Genomic DNA, 17,860 nt, shown 5'->3' with positions numbered 1-17,860 from the left:
CCCGGGGTGCACCCCACGGTCAGGACGGCACCGGCGCCGCCGGCGGGGGCACCGAGGCCGCCGCCGCGCGGGCGGTCGCCGCCCGGGACGCGGCGACCCGGGTGACGGCCTTGCGGTCGTACATGCGCAGGTCGGCCCGGTGCAGCAGGTCGGCGAAGACCACGCCGTCCTCGGGGCACACGCTCACCCCGATGCTCGCGCCCAGCGCGACCTCGGTGCCGCGCAGCGCCACCGGCCGGCGGATCGAGGCGGCCAGCTCGTCGGCGACCCGCGACGCCTCGGCCGCCGCGGTCTCCGGCCGCAGGTCGGGCAGGGCGACGAGGAACTCGTCCCCGCCGAGCCGGGCCAGCAGGTCGCGACGGCGGACGCGGTCGCGCAGCCGCCCGGCGACCACCTGCAGCAGCTCGTCGCCGGCGGCGTGGCCCAGGGCGTCGTTGACCGCCTTGAAGCCGTCGAGGTCGACGAACAGCAGGCCGAGCGCGTCGCCGCGGGCGCGTGCCTCCCAGATCGCGGCCTCGACCTGCTCCTCCAGGCGCCGCCGGTTGGGCAGGCCGGTCAGCGGGTCGGTGAAGGCCATCTCCTGGATGCGGGCCAGCGCGGCCTGCGTGCGGTCCCGCTCGCGGACCAGCGCCCGCTCGGCCTCCACCCGCGCGGTCACGTCGACCTGCACCCCGATGTACTGCACCACCGAGCCGTCGGAGTCGTGCACGGGCGCCAGGTGCAGCTCGTTCCACCACGGGGTGCGCTCCGGGCCGCGCAGGTTGAGCACCGTCTCCCGGCAGGGCCGGCCCGCCTCGACGGCCGCGCGGATCCGGGACACGGCGCCGGGGTCGGTGTCGGGGCTCTGCAGCAGCCGGCAGTTGCGGCCCAGGATCTCCTCCGGCGGCAGGCCGGCCAGCTCCCGGAACGCCGCGTTGGCGTAGACGATCGGCTGGTCGGGCAGCCGCATGTCCACGATGGTGACCCCGCTCGGCGTGGCCTCGAGCGCGCGCCGCAGCAGCACCTCGGCGGTCGTGGTCCCCACGGCGAGCCCGCCGGCCGGGCGGCTCGCCGGGGCGGCGGGGGCGGCGGCCTCCGCGGCCGGGTGCACCGGCTCCGCGCCGGCCCGGGGCGCCACCCGCGACAGCAGCGACGACGCCGCGCGCGACACGGTGTCCCGGTCGTAGGTGAGCGCGTACTCGAAGGTGCGGTCGGCGTCGGGGCCGTCCTCGCCGAGGTCGCGGGCGAGCAGCGCGGCGCTGAAGTGCGGCGACAGGACGGCGACGTCCCACTCGCCGCGGACCGGGTCGGCCGGGTCGAGGTGGGCACCGCGCAGGCCGGGCAGCGGCTCCACCGGCAGGTCCTCGCCGAGGGCGCAGACGAAGCCGGTGCGCTCGACCAGGTCGCGGTAGCGCTGGGTGGTCGAGACGGTGAAGTGGCGCGCCTCCTGGAAGGTCGCGGCGACGACGCAGGTCTCGCCCAGGCGCATCGCCTCCCGCTCCAGCTGCTTGGACAGCTCGATGAGCAGCGCCTTGGGGGCGCGGCGCAGTGGCGTGCCGTCGGGCAGGCAGGCGAACGGCGACACCGCGCCGAGCGCGCCCGCGGGCAGGCCCGCGCCGGGCAGCACGAGCTCGCCCACGGGGAGGTCCGGCGCCGCGCCGGGGCCCGGGCGGCCGAACAGCCAGCCCTGCGCGAGCGTGGCGCCCAGCCCCCGGGCGGTGCGCAGGTGGCGCTCGTCCTCGATGCCCTCGGCCAGCACGACCGCGCCGCTGCGCTCGGCGTAGGCGTTGACCGCGTTCATGATCTCGGCGATCTGCGGGCCGGGGCGCTCCTGCACCAGCCGCAGGTCCAGCTTGACGACGTCGGGGCGCAGCAGCGGCAGGAACGCCAGCGACATCGACTCGGCGCCGACGTCGTCGACCGCGACCGACCAGCCCAGCTCCCGGACCCGCTCGACGGTGCGCAGCAGCTCGGCCGGCCGGGCGGCGATGGCCCGCTCGGTGATCTCCATGACGACGCGCAGCTGCCCGGGGGCGCTCTCGGCGATGGCCAGCAGGTCGGCCAGCGGCGCGGTGTCGAGGACCTCGGGCTCGACGTTGACGAAGACCGTCAGCGGCGCGACCAGCCCGGCGTCGACCGCGCCGCGGAAGGCGGCGGCGCGGCAGGCCTCGTCGAGCTCGGCGAGCCGGCCGGCGGCGCGGGCGGCGGCGAACAGCGCGTCGGGCCGCTGCAGCGGCCCGACCGGGCCCCGGGCCAGCGCCTCGTAGGCGACGACACGGCCGGTGTCGATCTCCACGATGGGCTGGAAGACGCTGTGCACGCCCCGGATGGCGTCCCGGAGGACGGGGTCGTGCGCGGTCGTGAATCCGGGCGGCACCGGTGCCTCCTCGAGGTGGGTCACGGGGGAGTTCTCGGCAGCGACGGCGCCGGGCGCACCCCGGCGGCCCGCCGGTCACCCCGAGGGGGCAGGTCAGGACGGGAGCGCGATGAGCACGACCGCCGCCGTCGCGACGGCCAGGCCCGCCCGCTGGGCGCCGGCCAGCCGCTCCCGCAGCAGCACCTGCGCCAGCACGACCGTGCTCGCCGGGTAGAGGGAGGCGAGCACGCCGGTGATCGCCAGCTGGCCGCCGGCCTGCGTGGCCAGGAGGAACAGTGCGTTGGCCGCCATGTCGCCCACGCCGGCGAGCAGCACGACCGGCAGCACGCGGCCCGGCACCCGCAGCGACCGGACCGTGGCCAGCGCCAGCGCCCCGACCAGCAGCACCGAGACCACGCGCGCGGCCGCCAGCGGGGTGAGCCCGGCGTCGTCGCCGGTGCGCTCGAGCAGCACGAAGAACAGGCCGAACCCGGCTCCGGCGGCCAGCGCCGGGCCGGTGCTGCCCAGCCGGGCCGCGCGCAGCGAGGACAGCCCGCCCTCGGCCGACACCAGCACCACCGCGGCCAGCGCCAGCACGATGCCGACGGCGGCCGCGGCCCCGAGCCGCTCGCCGAGCGCCAGCCCGGCGAGCACCGGCAGCGCAGCCGCCGACACCGCGGTCACCGGCGCGACGACGCTCATCACGCCGGTGGCCAGCGCCCGGTAGAACAGCAGCAGCCCGGCGCCCCCGGCGATGCCGGCCACCGCGCCCCACACCAGGTCGGCGCGCACCGGTTCCCCGCCGAGCCAGGGCAGCAGCAGCGCGACCACGACCAGGCCGGCGGCCTGCGAGATCGCGACGACGGTGGCCGCGGCCGCCCGCCGGCTGGCGATGCCGCCGCAGAAGTCGGCCATGCCGTAGACGACGGCCGAGGCCAGCGCCAGCACCAGCGCCATCCGCTGCGCCTCCCCGTGTCCGCTCTCCCCGTGCGGCGCCGATCCTGACAGCCGCCCCCGACACCCCCCCGCTGCGGCCGAGATCGCGCGATCTCGACGTCTCGGGGCCCGTGGGCGGCCGAGATCGCGCGATCTCGGCGCGGGGGAGGGGCGCGCACGCCGGGAACCCGGGGGCGGCGGGGTCGGGGTGGCGGGCAGAATGGCCTCCCGTGTCCGGCGCCAACGACCCCTACGACCCCAAGCAGGTCGCGGCCCTCTCCGCCGAGGCCCTCGACGCCGCCGTCGCCGCGGCCCGCGAGGCCTTCGCGACGGCCCCCGACCTCGACGCGCTGGCCGCCGTCCGCCCGGCCCACCTCGGCGACCGCGCCCCCGTGCCGCTGGCCCGCCGCGAGCTCGGCGCGCTGCCCCCGGCCGCCCGGGCCGACGCCGGCAAGCGGGTCAACGCGGCGCGGGTCGCCGTCACGGAGGCCTACGACACCCGCCGCGCGCTGCTGGAGGCCGAGCGCGACGAGAGGGTGCTGGCCGAGGAGCGGGTCGACGTCACGCTGCCGTGGGACCGCACCCCGCGCGGCGCGCGGCACCCGATCACCACGCTGATGGAGCGGATCGCCGACGTGTTCGTCGGCATGGGCTACGAGGTCGCCGACGGCCCCGAGCTCGAGGCCGAGTGGCTGAACTTCGACGCGCTCAACTTCGGGCCCGACCACCCGGCGCGGTGGCTGTCCGACACCTTCTTCGTCGCGCCCGAGGGCTCCGGGCTGGTCCTGCGCACCCACACCAGCCCGGTGCAGGCGCGCACGATGCTCGCCCGCCGGCCGCCCGTCTACGTCGTCGCGCCCGGGCGCACCTACCGCACCGACGAGCTCGACGCGACGCACACCCCGGTCTTCCACCAGGTCGAGGGCCTGGCCGTCGACCGCGGGCTGACCATGGCCCACCTGCGCGGCACGCTCGACCACCTGGCCCGGTCGCTGTTCGGCCCCGACGCCCGCACCCGCTGGCGGCCGCACTTCTTCCCCTTCACCGAGCCGTCGGCGGAGTTCGACGTGTGGTTCCCCGAGCACCGCGACGGCCCGCAGTGGGTCGAGTGGGGCGGGTGCGGCATGGTCCACCCCCGCGTGCTCACCGCCTGCGGTGTCGATCCGGAGGAGTACTCCGGGTTCGCCTTCGGCATGGGCATCGAGCGCGCGCTGCAGTTCCGCTCGGGCGTCGGCGACATGCGCGACATCGTCGAGGGCGACGTCCGGTTCACCACGGCGTTCGGAGTCGAGCAGTGAGGGTCCCCGTCAGCTGGCTGGCCGAGCTGGTCGACCTGCCCGCGGGCATCTCGGTCGAGGAGCTCGACGAGGCGTTCGTGCGCATCGGGTTCGAGGTCGAGGGCGTCCACCGGCCCGAGCCGACGACCGGCCCCCTGGTCACCGGCCGGGTGCTGGAGATCGAGGAGCTCACCGGCTTCAAGAAGCCGATCCGGTACTGCCGGGTCGACGTCGGGGAGGCCGAGCCCCGGGGCATCGTCTGCGGCGCCCGCAACTTCGCCGTCGACGACGCCGTCGTGGTCGCCCTGCCGGGTGCGGTGCTGCCGGGCGGGTTCGAGATCGCCGCCCGGAAGACCTACGACCACGTCTCCGACGGGATGATCTGCTCGGTCCGCGAGCTGGGCATCGGCGAGGACCACACCGGCATCCTGGTCGTCGGGCACGGTGCCGACAGCCCTGCGCCCGGCACACCCGCCGCCGATCTGGTCGGCCTGGACGACGTGGTCTTCGAGCTCGAGGTCACCCCCGACCGCGGCTATGCCATGTCGCTGCGCGGCATCGCCCGCGACCTGGCGGCGGCGCTGGGCGTGACCTGGCGCGACCCGGGCGACCGCCCGGTGCCGGCCTGGAGCGGCGCGCCCGGGTGGCAGGTGACCGTCGCCGACCCCGACCGCTGCGACCGCTTCTCGATGGTCGCGCTGGAGGATCTCGACCCCGCCGCGCCCAGCCCCTGGTGGCTGCGTCGCCGGCTGACCGAGTGCGGCATCCGCAGCATCTCGCTGGCCGTCGACGTCACCAACTTCGTCATGCTCGAGCTCGGGCAGCCGATGCACGCCTTCGACCGGGCCGCCGTCACCGGCCCCGTCACCGTGCGCCTCGCGCGCGACGGGGAGGAGCTCACCACCCTCGACGGCACCACCCGGGAGCTCACCGGCGACGACCTGCTCATCACCGACGACACCGGACCGATCGGGCTCGCGGCCGTCATGGGCGGCGAGAACACCGAGATCGGCGACGCCTCGTCCGCCGTCCTGCTGGAGGCCGCCCACTGGGAGCCGACCGGGGTGTCGCGCACGGCGCGCCGCCACCGGCTGCCGAGCGAGGCCGCGAAGCGCTTCGAGCGCGGCGTCGACCCGGAGATGACCGTGGTCGCGCTGGCCCGGGCCGCCGAGCTGCTCGCCGAGCACGGTGGCGCCCGGGTGGTCGGCGGACTGGTCGACGTCGACACCCGGCGGCCGCGCCCGGCGGTCGACCTGGACGCCGGACTGCCGACGCGGCTGGTCGGCGTCGACTACACCACCGAGCAGGTGGTCGCGGTGCTCGAGTCGGTCGGCTGCGCCGTCACGGCCGACGGCGACCGGCTGACCGTGCACCCGCCGTCGTGGCGCGCCGACCTGGCGCTCCCCGCCGACCTGGTCGAGGAGGTCGTCCGGCTCGCCGGCTTCGACGACATCCCCTCGGTGCTGCCGACCGCACCGCCCGGACGAGGGCTCACCGAGACCCAGCGGCGCCGGCGCAGCATCGGCCGTGCGCTCGCCGATGCCGGGTACGTCGAGGCCCCGGCCTACCCGTTCGTCGGGCTGGGCGTCCCCGACACCCTCGGCCTGCCCGACGACGACCCGCGGCGGCAGGTCATCGTCCTGCGCAACCCGCTGTCGGAGGAGGAGCCGGCGCTGCGCACCACGCTGCTGCCGGGGCTGTTGGCGACCCTGGCCCGCAACCTCGGGCGCGGGCAACGCGACCTCGCCGTGTTCGAGCACGGAGCGGTCTTCCTCGGCGGGGTGGGCCAGCCGGCTCCGGTGCCCGGGATCGAGCGCCGTCCCGACGACGGGACCGTCGCCGCCATCCTCGGGGCGGTGCCCGACCAGCCCTGGCACGTGGCCGTCGCGCTGACCGGCGCCCGCGAGCCCCGCGGCTGGTGGGGCCCGGGCCGCCCGGCCGGCTGGGCCGACGCCGTGCAGGCCGCCCGGCTCGTCGCCGAGGCCGCCGGCGTGCGGCTGTTCGTCCGCCCCGGCGAGCGCGCGCCCTGGCACCCCGGCCGCTGCGCCGAGCTCGTGGTCGGCGAGGGCGACGACGCCCGCGTCGTCGGGTACGCCGGCGAGCTGCACCCGCGGGTGTGCGCGGCTCTCGACCTGCCGGCCCGCACCTGCGTCATGGAGCTCGACGTCGACGCGCTGCCTCCGGCGCCCGTGCCGGTGGGCCCGCCGATCTCCGCCTTCCCGCCGGTCTTCCTCGACCTCGCCTTCGTCGTGCCCGACGAGATCACCGCCGCGCACGTCGAGTCGCTGGTGCGCGGCGGAGCCGGCGACCTGTTCGAGTCGGTGCGCCTGTTCGACGTCTACGCCGGCCCGCCGGTGCCGCCGGGGTCGCGCTCGCTGGCGTACTCGCTGGTGCTGCGCGCGCCCGACCGCACGCTGACCGCCGAGGACGTCGCCCGCGTGCGCGCCGGCATCGTCGCGGTCGTGGAGCTGCAGGGGATCACCCTGCGCAGCGGTGACGCCTGACCTGACCGGGCTCGTCGCGCTCGTCACCGGGGCGTCGGCGGGCATCGGCCGGCACCTCGCCGAGGGGCTGGCCGCCCGCGGCGCCGCCGTCGCCGGGCTGGCCCGCGGCGGCGATCGGCTGCGGGCGGCGATGGACGACGTCGCCGCGGCCACCGGCGCGCGCACCCTCGCCGTGCCCGCCGACGTCACCGACCCCGCCGCCGTCGACGCCGCCGTCGCGCGGGTGACCGGGGAGCTCGGGCCGGTGGGGCTGCTGGTCAACAACGCCGGGCTCGTCGACGCCGCCGAGGTGCCGCCGTGGGAGGCCGACCCCGACCAGTGGTGGGCGGTGGTGGAGAGCCAGGTGCGCGGCCCGTTCCTGCTCGTCCGCGCCGTGCTGCCCGGGATGGTCGCGGCCGGCGGCGGGCGGGTGGTCGGGCTGGCCAGTGGCATCGGCACCCGCGCGAACCCGCACTACAGCGCCTACTCGGCGGGCAAGACCGCGCAGATGCGCCTCACCGAGTCCCTCGACCTGGCCGGCGCCGCGCACGGCGTGCGGGCGTTCGACCTGGCACCCGGCGTGGTCGACACCGCCATGACCCGCGCCATGCCGATGCACGCCGGCCGCACCGAGTGGACCCGCCCGGAGGACGTCGTCGAGCTCGTCGTCGCCATCGCCACCGGCGAGCTCGACCAGTGGTCGGGGCGGTTCGTCCGCGCCGGCGTCGACTCCCTGGACACCCTGCGCGCCACCACGCCGGCCGGCGACGCGCGGAAGCTGCGGCTGCGGCCCTACGGCGACGGCGACCCGCTGGCCTGAGCCGGTCCTCCTGCGCTCGCTCGTGCTCTGCACACACCCGTGTGCAGAGCACGAGCCGCGCGGCACCGAGACCTCGCGCTCTGCCCACGTCCGTAGGCAGAGCACGACTGCGCCGCGGAGCACCTCCTGACCTCGAGGGTGGAAGGTCATGCAGGGGCATGTATGGTCATTCACCGTGACGAGTGCGCAGACGTGGACGGTCGGGGTCACCGGCGCCACCGGGTACGCCGGGGGAGAGGTGTGCCGGCTGCTGGCCGGGCACCCGGACCTGCGGCTGGCCGGGGTGCACGCCAACGCGAGCGCGGGGCGACGCCTGGGCGAGCTGCAGCCGCACCTGCTGCCCTTCGCCGACCTGGAGGTGCGGCCCAGCGCGCCCGAGGACCTCGCCGGCTACGACGTCGTCGTGCTCGCCCTGCCGCACGGCGAGTCGGCGGCCATCGCCGCGCAGCTCCCGCCGGACACCCTGGTGATCGACTGCGGCGCCGACCACCGCCTCGAGGACCCCGCCGCCTGGGCCCGCTGGTACGGATCCGAGCACGCCGGCGCCTGGCCCTACGGCCTGCCCGAGCTGCCGGGGCGGCGCGAGGAGCTGGCCGGCGCGCGGCGGATCGCCGTGCCGGGCTGCTACCCGACCGCGGTCAGCCTGGCCCTCGCCCCCGCGCTGGCCGCCGGCCTGGCCGGGCCCGACGTCGTCGTGGTCGCCGCCTCCGGCACCTCCGGCGCGGGCAAGGCCGCCAAGCCGCACCTGCTCGGCAGCGAGGTCATGGGCTCGGCCGGCGCCTACGGCGTCGGCGGGGTGCACCGGCACACGCCGGAGATGGTGCAGAACCTCTCCCGGGCGGCCGGCCGCGACGTCACCGTCAGCTTCACCCCGACGCTGGTGCCGATGAGCCGCGGCATCCTCGCCACCTGCACCGCGCCGCTGGCCGACGGCGCCGACCCGGCGATCGACACCGCCGCCGTCCGCGCCGTCTACGAGAAGGCCTACGGCGACGAGCCGTTCGTGCACCTGCTGCCCGAGGGGCAGTGGCCGACGACGGCGCAGGTGCTCGGGGCGAACACCGTCGTGCTGCAGGTCGCCGTCGACCCCGACGCCCGCCGGCTGGTCGTCGTCTCCGCCGTCGACAACCTCGTCAAGGGCACCGCCGGCGCGGCCGTCCAGTGCGCCAACCTCGCCCTCGGCCTGCCCGAGACCACCGGCCTGCCGGTCGTGGGGGTGGCTCCGTGAGCGTCACCGCACCGGCCGGCTTCCGGGCCGCGGGCGTCGCTGCCGGGCTGAAGAGCTCCGGCGACCCCGACGTCGCGCTGGTCGTCAACGACGGCCCGCACGACGCCGCGGCCGGCGTCTTCACCACCAACCGCTTCCCCGCCGCGCCGGTGCTGTGGAGCCGCCAGGTGCTGCTCGGCGGGCGGCTGCGGGCGGTGGTCCTCAACTCCGGGGGGGCCAACGCCTGCACCGGCACCGAGGGGTTCGGCGACACCCACGCCACCGCCGAGCACACCGCCGCGGAACTCGGCCTGGGCGCCATCGACGTCGCGGTCGCCTCGACCGGGCTCATCGGCGTCCGGCTGCCCATGGACCGGCTGCTGCCCGGCGTCACCGACGCGGCGAAGGCGCTGTCGGCCGACGGCGGGGCGGACGCCGCGCGGGCGATCATGACCACCGACAGCGTCCCCAAGACCACCGTGCAGCACCGGGACGGCTGGTCCGTCGGCGGCATGGCGAAGGGCGCGGGCATGCTCGCGCCGAGCCTGGCCACGATGCTCGTCGTCCTCACCACCGACGCGGTCGTGCCTGCCGACGTGCTCGGCCCGGCGCTGGAGCAGGCGACAGGCGTCAGCTTCGAGCGCGTCGACTCCGACGGCTGCCTGTCCACCAACGACACGGTGATCGTGCTGTCCAGCGGCGCCAGCGGCGTGACGCCGGCGCCCGGGGAGGTGGCCGAGGCGCTCACCGCCGCCGCCACCGACCTGGCCATGCAGCTGCTCGCCGACGCCGAGGGCTCGACCAAGGACATCGCCATCACCGTGCGCAACGCCGCGAGCGTGCAGGACGCGCTCACCGCCGGCCGGGCGTGCGCGCGCAACAACCTGCTCAAGACGGCGCTGTTCGGCAACGACCCCAACTGGGGCCGGGTGCTGGCCGCGCTCGGCACCACCGACGCCGCCTTCGAGCCCGACCGGGTCGACGTGACCATCAACGGCGTCACCGTCTGCCGCGGCGGTGCCATCGGCGACCCGCGGGAGGGCGTCGACCTCACCGGCCGCGCGGTCACCATCGACGTCGACCTCCGGGCCGGCACCGAGCAGGCCACGATCTGGACCAACGACCTGTCGATCGCCTACGTGCACGAGAACTCGGCGTACTCGACGTGAGCACCAAGGAGGACCCCACCCCGCCCGACGTCCGGGTCGACGAGGCGCCCCCGTCGCCGCGGCGGCGCGTCGGCACCACGCGGCGCATGCGCCGGCACGACCCCGAGGGCGACGCCGCGAAGGTCGCCGTCCTCACCGGGGCGCTGCCGTGGCTCAAGGAGTTCCACGGCAACGTCGTGGTGATCAAGTACGGCGGGCACGCGATGGTCGACGAGGACTGCCGCCGGGCCTTCGCCGACGACATGGTGTTCCTGCGGACCTGCGGCATCCTGCCCGTCGTCGTCCACGGCGGCGGACCGCAGATCAGCGGGATGCTCGGCCGGCTCGGCATCGACAGCGAGTTCCGCGGCGGCCTGCGGGTCACCACCGAGGAGACCGTCGACGTCGTCCGGATGGTGCTCACCGGCCAGGTCACCCCCGAGGTCGTCGGGCTGATCAACGGCCACGGCCCGCTGGCGGTCGGCCTGTCCGGGGAGGACGGCGGGCTGTTCACCGCCGAGCGCACCGTCGCCGTGGTCGACGGGGAGCCGGTCGACGTCGGCCTGGTCGGCGACGTCGTCGCCGTCGACCCCACGCCGGTCACCGCGCTGCTCGAGCGGGGCAAGATCCCGGTCGTGGCCACCGTCGCACCCGACCGCGACGGCGTGGTGCACAACGTCAACGCCGACACCGCCGCCGCCGCGCTGGCCGTGGCGCTGGGGGCGGTCAAGCTCGTCGTGCTGACCGACGTCGAGGGCCTCTACGCCGACTGGCCCGACCGCGACTCGCTGGTGCAGCAGATCGACGCCGCCGAGCTGGCCGAGATCCTCCCGACGCTCGACGCCGGGATGGTCCCGAAGATGGCCGCCTGCCTGCGGGCGGTCGAGGGCGGGGTCCGGCGGGCCACCGTCGTCGACGGGCGCACCCCGCACGCCCTGCTGCTGGAGATGTTCACCACCGAGGGCACCGGGACGATGGTCGTCCCCGCCGCGACGACGTCCGACGACGTCCCGACCGGGGAGGAGCCGGCATGACCCGCACCGAGGAGCTGGCCGGCCGCTGGTCGGCGGTGATGATGGGCAACTACCGGACGCCGCCGGTCGCGCTCGCGCGCGGGCAGGGCGCCACCGTGTGGGACGTCGACGGCCGCGAGTACACCGACCTGCTCGGCGGCATCGCGACGACGATCCTCGGCCACGCCCACCCGCGGGTGGTGGAGGCGATCACCCGGCAGGCGCAGACCCTCGGGCACGTGTCCAACCTGGCGATGCACGAGCCCGGCGTCACCCTCGCCGAGCGGCTGCTGGAGCTGGCCGGCCGGCCCGGGCGGGTGTTCTTCTGCAACTCCGGCGCCGAGGCCAACGAGGCCGCCTTCAAGATCAGCCGGCTGACCGGGCGGCCCGAGGTGGTCACCGCCGAGGGCGCCTTCCACGGCCGCACGATGGGCGCGCTGGCGCTCACCGGCCAGCCGTCCAAGGCCGCCGCCTTCGCCCCGCTGCCCGGCGGCGTCCGGTACGTGCCCTACGGCGACGCCGCCGCGCTGGCCGGCGCGGTCGGCGACCGGACGGCGATGGTGCTGCTGGAGCCGGTGCTCGGCGAGGGCGGCGTGCTGCCCGCGCCCGCCGGCTACCTGCCCGCCGCCGCGGACACCGCCCGGGCCGCCGGCGCGCTGTTCGCCGTCGACGAGGTGCAGACCGGCACCGGCCGCACCGGTCACTGGTTCGCGCACCAGGCCGACGGGCTGCAGCCGGACCTGGTCACGGTGGCCAAGGCGCTCGGCGGCGGGCTGCCCCTCGGCGCCACCCTCGCCTTCGGCGAGGCCGCCGACCTGATGACCGCCGGCTCGCACGGGTCCACCTTCGGCGGGAACCCGATCGCCGCCGCGGCCGCGCTCGCCGTCCTCGACACCATCCGCGACGAGGGCCTGCTGGAGCGCGCCAAGGAGCTCGAGCACCGGTTCACCGCCGGCGTGGAGGGCCTCGGGCACCCCGGCGTCTCCGGCGTCCGGGGGAGGGGCGCTCTGCTCGGCGTCGTCCTCGCTCGGGACGTGGCAGGGCCCCTGGAGGCCGCCCTGCGCGACGCCGGCTTCCTCACCAACGCCGTCGCGCCCGACGTGCTGCGGCTCGCGCCGTCCCTGGTCCTCACCGACGCCCAGGTCGACGCCTTCCTCGCCGCCCTGCCGGCCGCCCTGGACACCGCCCTGCAGGAGGCCACCCCGTGACCCGGCACCTCACCCGCGACGACGACCTCACCCCGGACGAGCAGGCCGAGGTCCTCGCGCTGGCCGCCGAGCTCAAGCGGACCCGGCACACCGACGCCGCCCCCACCCCGCTGCGGGCCCCGAACGGGGTGCCGCGGGCGGTGGCGGTGGTGTTCGACAAGCCCTCGACCCGCACCCGGGTGTCGTTCTCCGTCGGCGTCGCCGAGCTCGGCGGGTACCCGCTCGTCGTCGACGCCGGCACCAGCCAGCTCGGCCGCGGCGAGCCGGTCGAGGACACCACCCGGGTGCTCGACCGCCAGGTGGCCGCCATCGTGTGGCGCACCTTCGGGCAGGACCGGCTGGAGACCATGGCCGCCACCAGCCGGGTGCCGGTGGTCAACGCGCTCACCGACGACTTCCACCCCTGTCAGATCCTGGCCGACCTGCAGACGGTCGCCGAGGCCCACGGCACGCCCGCCGGGCGGACGCTGACCTACCTCGGCGACGGCGCGAACAACATGGCGCACTCCTACCTGCTCGGCGGCGCCACGGCCGGCATGCACGTGCGGATCGGCTCGCCGGAGGGCTACCGGCCCGACCCCGACGTGCTCGAGCGGGCGGGGGAGATCGCCGCGGAGACCGGCGGATCGGTGCGGTGGACCGCCGACCCGGCGGCCGCCGCCGACGGCGCCGACGTGCTGGCCACCGACACCTGGGTCTCCATGGGGCAGGAGGGCGAGTACGAGGCGCGGGTCGCGCCGTTCCTGCCCTACGCCGTCGACGAGGCGGCGCTCGCCCGCGCCGCCGCCGGTGCCGTCGTCCTGCACTGCCTGCCGGCCTACCGCGGCAAGGAGATCGCCGCCGGCGTCATCGACGGGCCGCAGAGCGCCGTCTGGGACGAGGCGGAGAACCGGCTGCACGCGCAGAAGGCCCTGCTGACGTGGCTGCTGGAGCGGTCCGGGTGAGCGGAGCGCTCCACCGGTCGGCCCGGCAGGCCCGCATCGCCGAGCTGATCACCGCCCGCCCGGTCACCTCGCAGACCCAGCTCGCCGCCCTGCTGGCCGAGTCCGGCGTCGAGGTCACCCAGGCCACGCTGTCGCGCGACCTGGAGGAACTCGGCGCGGTCAAGCTGCGCGGTTCCGACGGCGCCCCGGCGTCCTACGTGCTCCCGCCGGAGAACGCCCCGCTGCGCCCGGCGCAGACCGCTCCGGCCCGGCTCACCCGGCTGCTGGCCGACCTGCTCACCAGCGCCGAGGGGAGCGCCAACCTCGCGGTGCTGCGCACCCCGCCGGGGGCCGCGCAGTTCCTCGCCTCCGCGCTGGACAAGGTGGGACTGCCCGACGTCCTGGGCACCATCGCCGGTGACGACACGCTGCTCGCCGTCTCCCGCGCGCCCGACGGCGGGCCGGCGCTGGCCGAGCGGCTGCTCGCCCTGGCCGCCCGGACCCCGGCGGTCTACCCCGAGCTGCACACCGACCTGACCGACGAGACGCCGGCCCCACGAACACCCGGAGGAACCGCCCCGTGACCGACCCGACCGCCCCCGCCTCGCAGACCCGGCTCTGGGGCGGCCGCTTCGGCGGCGGGCCGTCCCCGGCGATGGCGGCGCTGTCGAAGTCCACCGACGTCGACTGGCGGCTGGCGCCCTACGACCTGGCCGGCTCGCGCGCCCACGCCCGGGTGCTGCACCGCGCCGGGCTGCTCGCCGACGACGAGCTCGAGCAGATGCTGCGCGCGCTCACCGAGCTCTCGGCGGAGGTGGCCGCGGGCACCTTCGCCCCGGTCGAGGCCGACGAGGACGTGCACGAGGCCCTCGAGCGCGGCCTGCTGGCCAAGCTCGGCCCGCTCGGGGGCAAGCTGCGCGCCGGCCGTTCCCGCAACGACCAGGTCGCCACCGACCTGCGGCTGTACCTGCGGCACAACGTCCGCGCGCTGGTCGGCGAGCTCGCCTCGCTGGAGTACGCGCTGCTGGGCCTCGCCGAGCGGTACCTGGACGTGCCGGCGCCCGGGATGACCCACCTGCAGCACGCCCAGCCGGTGCTCGTCGCCCACCAGCTGCTCGCCCACGCCCACGCGTTCGCCCGCGACGTCGACCGGCTGCAGGACTGGGACCGCCGGGCCGCGGTCAGCCCGCTGGGCTCCGGCGCGCTGGCCGGGTCCTCGCTGCCGCTGGACCCCGACGCCGTCGCCGCCGAGCTCGGCTTCGACCGCGCGGCCGACAACTCGATCGACGCGGTCAGCGACCGCGACTTCGCCGCGGAGTTCTGCTTCGCCGCGGCGATGGTCGGCGTCCACCTGTCCCGGCTCGGGGAGGAGGTCGTGCTGTGGACGTCGACGGAGTTCGGCTGGGCGCGGCTCGACGACGCCTGGGCCACCGGGTCGTCGATCATGCCGCAGAAGAAGAACCCCGACGTCGCCGAGCTCGCGCGCGGCAAGTCCGGCCGGTTCGTCGGCAACCTCACCGCCCTGCTCACCGTGCTCAAGGGCCTGCCGCTGGCCTACGACCGCGACCTGCAGGAGGACAAGGAGCCGGTCTTCGACTCCCTCGAGCAGCTGCTGCTCCTGCTGCCCGCGGTCACCGGGATGGTCGCGACGCTCACGCTGCGCCCGGAGGTGCTCGAGGCCGCCGCGCCGCAGGGGTTCGCCCTGGCCACCGACGTCGCCGAGTGGCTGGTCCGCAGCGGCGTCCCGTTCCGCTCGGCGCACGAGATCTCCGGCGCGATGGTCTCCTTCTGCGAGGAGGCCGGCCTGGAGCTCGACGAGCTCGACGACGACCAGCTCGCCGGCATCGACGAGCGGCTCACCCCGGAGGTGCGCGCGGTGCTGTCGGTCCGCGGCGCGCTGGAGGCGCGCGACACCCGCGGGGGGACCGCCCCCCGCCAGGTCGCCGGTCAGCTCGCCGCGCTCAAGGACGTCGCCGCCGCGCACGGCCGCTGGTCGGCCGGCTCGCCCGTGGCGGCCGCCCTCTGAGCGCTGCCGGCCGCCTGGTGACGGCCGACGAGCTGCTCGGGCCGGTCGACGTCGTCGCGCCGGCGCTGCTGGGCTGCCTGCTCGTCACCGACCGGCCGGAGGGCACCGTCGCGGTGCGGCTCACCGAGGTCGAGGCGTACTCGGGGGAGGGGGAGGACCCGGCCTCGCACGCCCACCGCGGGCCCACGCCGCGCGCGGCGATCATGTTCGGCCCGCCCGGCCGGCTCTACGTCTACTTCAGCTACGGCGTGCACTGGTGCGCCAACGTCGTCGTCGGCCCCGCCGGCCGCGGCTCGGCGGTGCTGCTGCGCGCCGGGGAGGTCGTGGCCGGGGAGTCGCTGGCCGCCACCCGCCGGCCGTCGGCGAAGGTGCCGCGCGACCTCGCCCGCGGCCCGGCCCGGCTGACGGCGTCCCTGGGCATCGGGCCCGGCGACGGCGGCGCCGACGTCCTCGACCCGGCGTCCTCCGTGCGGCTGCACGCCGGGGAACCGCCGTCCGCCGTCTCGACCGGGCCGCGGGTCGGCATCACCCGGGCGACGGAGCTGCCGTGGCGGTTCTGGGAGACCGGCGCGCCGTCGGTGAGCGCGTTCCGCCCGGGCGGGCCGCGCCGCCGCCGCGCCGCCGGGCAGGATGGTCACCCGTGACCGACGTCCTGTCCGAGCTGCACCGCCGTGGGCTGATCGCCCAGAGCACCGACGAGGAGGCGCTGCGGGCGCACCTCGCCGAGGGGCCGGTCAGCTACTACGCCGGCTTCGACCCGACCGCGCCGAGCCTGCACGTCGGCCACCTGCTGCAGTTCATGGTGCTGCGCGCCCTGCAGCGCGCCGGGCACCGGCCGGTGGTGCTGGTGGGCGGCGCCACCGGCCTCATCGGGGACCCGCGGCCGTCGGCCGAGCGCCAGCTCAACGACCGCGAGACCGTCGCCGGCTGGGTGCAGCGCATCCGCGAGCAGGTCGCGCCCTTCCTCGAGGTCCCCGCCGAGACCGACGGACTGGCCCGCCCGGTCTACGTCGACAACCTCGAGTGGACCGCGCCGGTCTCGGCCATCGACTTCCTGCGCGACCTCGGCAAGCACTTCCGGGTCAGCCAGATGCTGGCCAAGGAGGCGGTGTCCGCGCGGCTGAACTCCGAGGCCGGCATCAGCTACACCGAGTTCAGCTACCAGATCCTGCAGGCCAACGACTTCCGCGAGCTGCACCGGCGGCACGGGGTGACGCTGCAGACCGGCGGCTCGGACCAGTGGGGCAACCTCACCGCCGGCATCGACCTGGTGCGCCGCACCGAGGGAGCGCGCGTGCACGCGCTGTCGACGCCGCTGGTCACCAAGTCCGACGGCACCAAGTTCGGCAAGTCCGAGGGCGGTGCCGTCTGGCTCGACCCCTCGCTGACCTCGCCCTACACGTTCTTCCAGTTCTGGCTCAACGCCGACGACGCCGACGCCCGCGCCTGGCTGCCGCTGTACTCCGAGCGCCCGGCAGAGGAGGTCGACGCCCTGGTGGCCGAGTCGGTGGAGCGGCCCGCCGCCCGCGCGCTGCAGCGCGCCCTGGCCGAGGAGCTGACCGCACTGGTGCACGGGCCCGAGGAGCTGCGGCAGGCCGAGGCGGCCGGCCGCGCGCTGTTCGGCCGGGACGACCTCACGGCACTGGGCGCCGACACCCTCGCCGCCGCCCTGCGCGAGGCCGGCAGCGTCACCGTCGACGGCGACACCCCGACGGTCGCCCAGCTGCTGCAGCGCACCGGCCTGGTCGGGAGCCTCTCCGAGGCGCGCCGCACCGTGAGGGAGGGCGGCGCCTACCTCAACAACGAGCGGGTGACCGACGCCGACGCGGTGCCGGGGGAGGAGGCCTGGCTGCCCGGCGGGTGGCTGGTCCTGCGCCGCGGGAAGCGGTCGGTCGCCGGGGTCCAGCGGGTGCCCGCGGACCGGTAGCCGAGGAGGCCGGCGCGTGTGAACGCCAGGTGACACGCCGGTTCCGGAACGGTGTCTGGCGTCACGGACCACCGGTTTGACACGGTCACGACAGCCACGTAACTTTCTCTCTGCGCGCCGCACGGCCCGGGAGGGCCGGAGCGAGGGACCCGACAGGGAACACCTCCGGCGGGCGCAGGGTTGGACAACAAGCCTCCAGCAGAACCCGCGAGGGTCGAGTTGGTGTGCGTCCGCTCCTTGAGAACTCAACAGCGTGCCGAAAGTCAGTGCCAAGTAATACCCCGTTCCGGATCTTCGGGTCCGGATGGGATTCCTTTGGTTGATTGATTCCGCGAGTGTCAGCTCGCGGTTCTCGGCCTGGTATCAAGTTCATCTACGGAGAGTTTGATCCTGGCTCAGGACGAACGCTGGCGGCGTGCTTAACACATGCAAGTCGAACGAGGGCGCCTCTTCGGGGGTGTTCCTAGTGGCGAACGGGTGAGTAACACGTGGGCAACCTGCCCCCGGCTCTGGGATAACTCCAAGAAATTGGGGCTAATACCGGATGTTCACTGCTG

The 17,860-nt window shown here is 76.2% G+C and carries 14 protein-coding genes and 1 rRNA gene; 13 read left to right on the top strand and 2 right to left on the bottom strand.

Annotated features, from left to right (window positions below; all coding sequences use genetic code 11):
* Window positions 1-19 precede the first annotated feature (19 nt).
* Entirely contained in the window at window positions 20-2,356 is a 2,337-nt protein-coding gene (locus CHC04_RS15085) for a diguanylate cyclase domain-containing protein (RefSeq protein WP_089405006.1), read from the bottom strand.
* A gap of 93 nt (window positions 2,357-2,449) precedes the next feature.
* Window positions 2,450-3,292, bottom strand: a complete 843-nt coding sequence (locus tag CHC04_RS15080) for a DMT family transporter (protein ID WP_089404792.1) — start codon at window positions 3,290-3,292, stop codon at window positions 2,450-2,452.
* Window positions 3,293-3,501: 209 nt separating this feature from the next.
* Between CHC04_RS15080 and pheS the strand changes: the two genes are divergently transcribed.
* From pheS to CHC04_RS15015, 13 genes are all read left to right on the top strand, one after another.
* The gene (gene pheS, locus CHC04_RS15075) at window positions 3,502-4,569 is read left to right on the top strand and encodes a phenylalanine--tRNA ligase subunit alpha (RefSeq protein WP_089404791.1); all 1,068 of its coding nucleotides are present in this window, start codon (window positions 3,502-3,504) and stop codon (window positions 4,567-4,569) included.
* Complete coding sequence (pheT, locus tag CHC04_RS15070; protein WP_089404790.1) at window positions 4,566-7,052, top strand: phenylalanine--tRNA ligase subunit beta; 2,487 nt, start codon at window positions 4,566-4,568, stop codon at window positions 7,050-7,052. Before pheS ends, pheT begins: the two co-directional genes overlap by 4 nt.
* A complete protein-coding gene (locus CHC04_RS15065; RefSeq protein WP_089404789.1) occupies window positions 7,042-7,851 on the top strand; it encodes an SDR family NAD(P)-dependent oxidoreductase in 810 nt (269 codons plus the stop codon). The genes pheT and CHC04_RS15065 overlap by 11 nt, the downstream gene beginning before the upstream one ends.
* A gap of 175 nt (window positions 7,852-8,026) precedes the next feature.
* Window positions 8,027-9,079, top strand: coding sequence for an N-acetyl-gamma-glutamyl-phosphate reductase (argC, locus tag CHC04_RS15060; protein ID WP_217897389.1), 1,053 nt, complete (start codon window positions 8,027-8,029; stop codon window positions 9,077-9,079).
* Window positions 9,076-10,227 (top strand): bifunctional glutamate N-acetyltransferase/amino-acid acetyltransferase ArgJ, encoded by a 1,152-nt coding sequence (gene argJ, locus CHC04_RS15055; protein WP_089404787.1) that lies wholly within the window; start codon window positions 9,076-9,078, stop codon window positions 10,225-10,227. Before argC ends, argJ begins: the two co-directional genes overlap by 4 nt.
* The gene (gene argB, locus CHC04_RS15050; RefSeq protein WP_217897388.1) at window positions 10,224-11,240 is read left to right on the top strand and encodes an acetylglutamate kinase; all 1,017 of its coding nucleotides are present in this window, start codon (window positions 10,224-10,226) and stop codon (window positions 11,238-11,240) included. The genes argJ and argB overlap by 4 nt, the downstream gene beginning before the upstream one ends.
* Complete coding sequence (locus CHC04_RS15045; RefSeq protein ID WP_089404786.1) at window positions 11,237-12,427, top strand: acetylornithine transaminase; 1,191 nt, start codon at window positions 11,237-11,239, stop codon at window positions 12,425-12,427. The genes argB and CHC04_RS15045 overlap by 4 nt, the downstream gene beginning before the upstream one ends.
* Window positions 12,424-13,371, top strand: a complete 948-nt coding sequence (argF, locus tag CHC04_RS15040; RefSeq protein ID WP_089404785.1) for an ornithine carbamoyltransferase — start codon at window positions 12,424-12,426, stop codon at window positions 13,369-13,371. Before CHC04_RS15045 ends, argF begins: the two co-directional genes overlap by 4 nt.
* Complete coding sequence (locus tag CHC04_RS15035; RefSeq protein WP_089404784.1) at window positions 13,368-13,934, top strand: arginine repressor; 567 nt, start codon at window positions 13,368-13,370, stop codon at window positions 13,932-13,934. Before argF ends, CHC04_RS15035 begins: the two co-directional genes overlap by 4 nt.
* Entirely contained in the window at window positions 13,931-15,376 is a 1,446-nt protein-coding gene (gene argH, locus CHC04_RS15030; RefSeq protein WP_089404783.1) for an argininosuccinate lyase, read from the top strand. Before CHC04_RS15035 ends, argH begins: the two co-directional genes overlap by 4 nt.
* 17 nt (window positions 15,377-15,393) lie before the next feature.
* Window positions 15,394-16,020 carry a DNA-3-methyladenine glycosylase gene (locus tag CHC04_RS15025; protein ID WP_245817258.1) on the top strand — a complete coding sequence of 209 codons (627 nt, stop codon included), beginning with the start codon at window positions 15,394-15,396 and terminating at the stop codon, window positions 16,018-16,020.
* Complete coding sequence (tyrS, locus tag CHC04_RS15020; protein ID WP_089404782.1) at window positions 16,017-17,303, top strand: tyrosine--tRNA ligase; 1,287 nt, start codon at window positions 16,017-16,019, stop codon at window positions 17,301-17,303. The genes CHC04_RS15025 and tyrS overlap by 4 nt, the downstream gene beginning before the upstream one ends.
* Window positions 17,304-17,675: 372 nt before the next feature.
* Window positions 17,676-17,860 (top strand): 16S ribosomal RNA (locus CHC04_RS15015); the annotation flags it as partial.

The sequence above is a fragment of the Geodermatophilus saharensis genome, from assembly GCF_900188205.1.
Taxonomy (GTDB): Bacteria; Actinomycetota; Actinomycetes; order Mycobacteriales; family Geodermatophilaceae; genus Geodermatophilus; species Geodermatophilus saharensis.
This window is presented reverse-complemented; position numbering and strand designations above follow the sequence as displayed.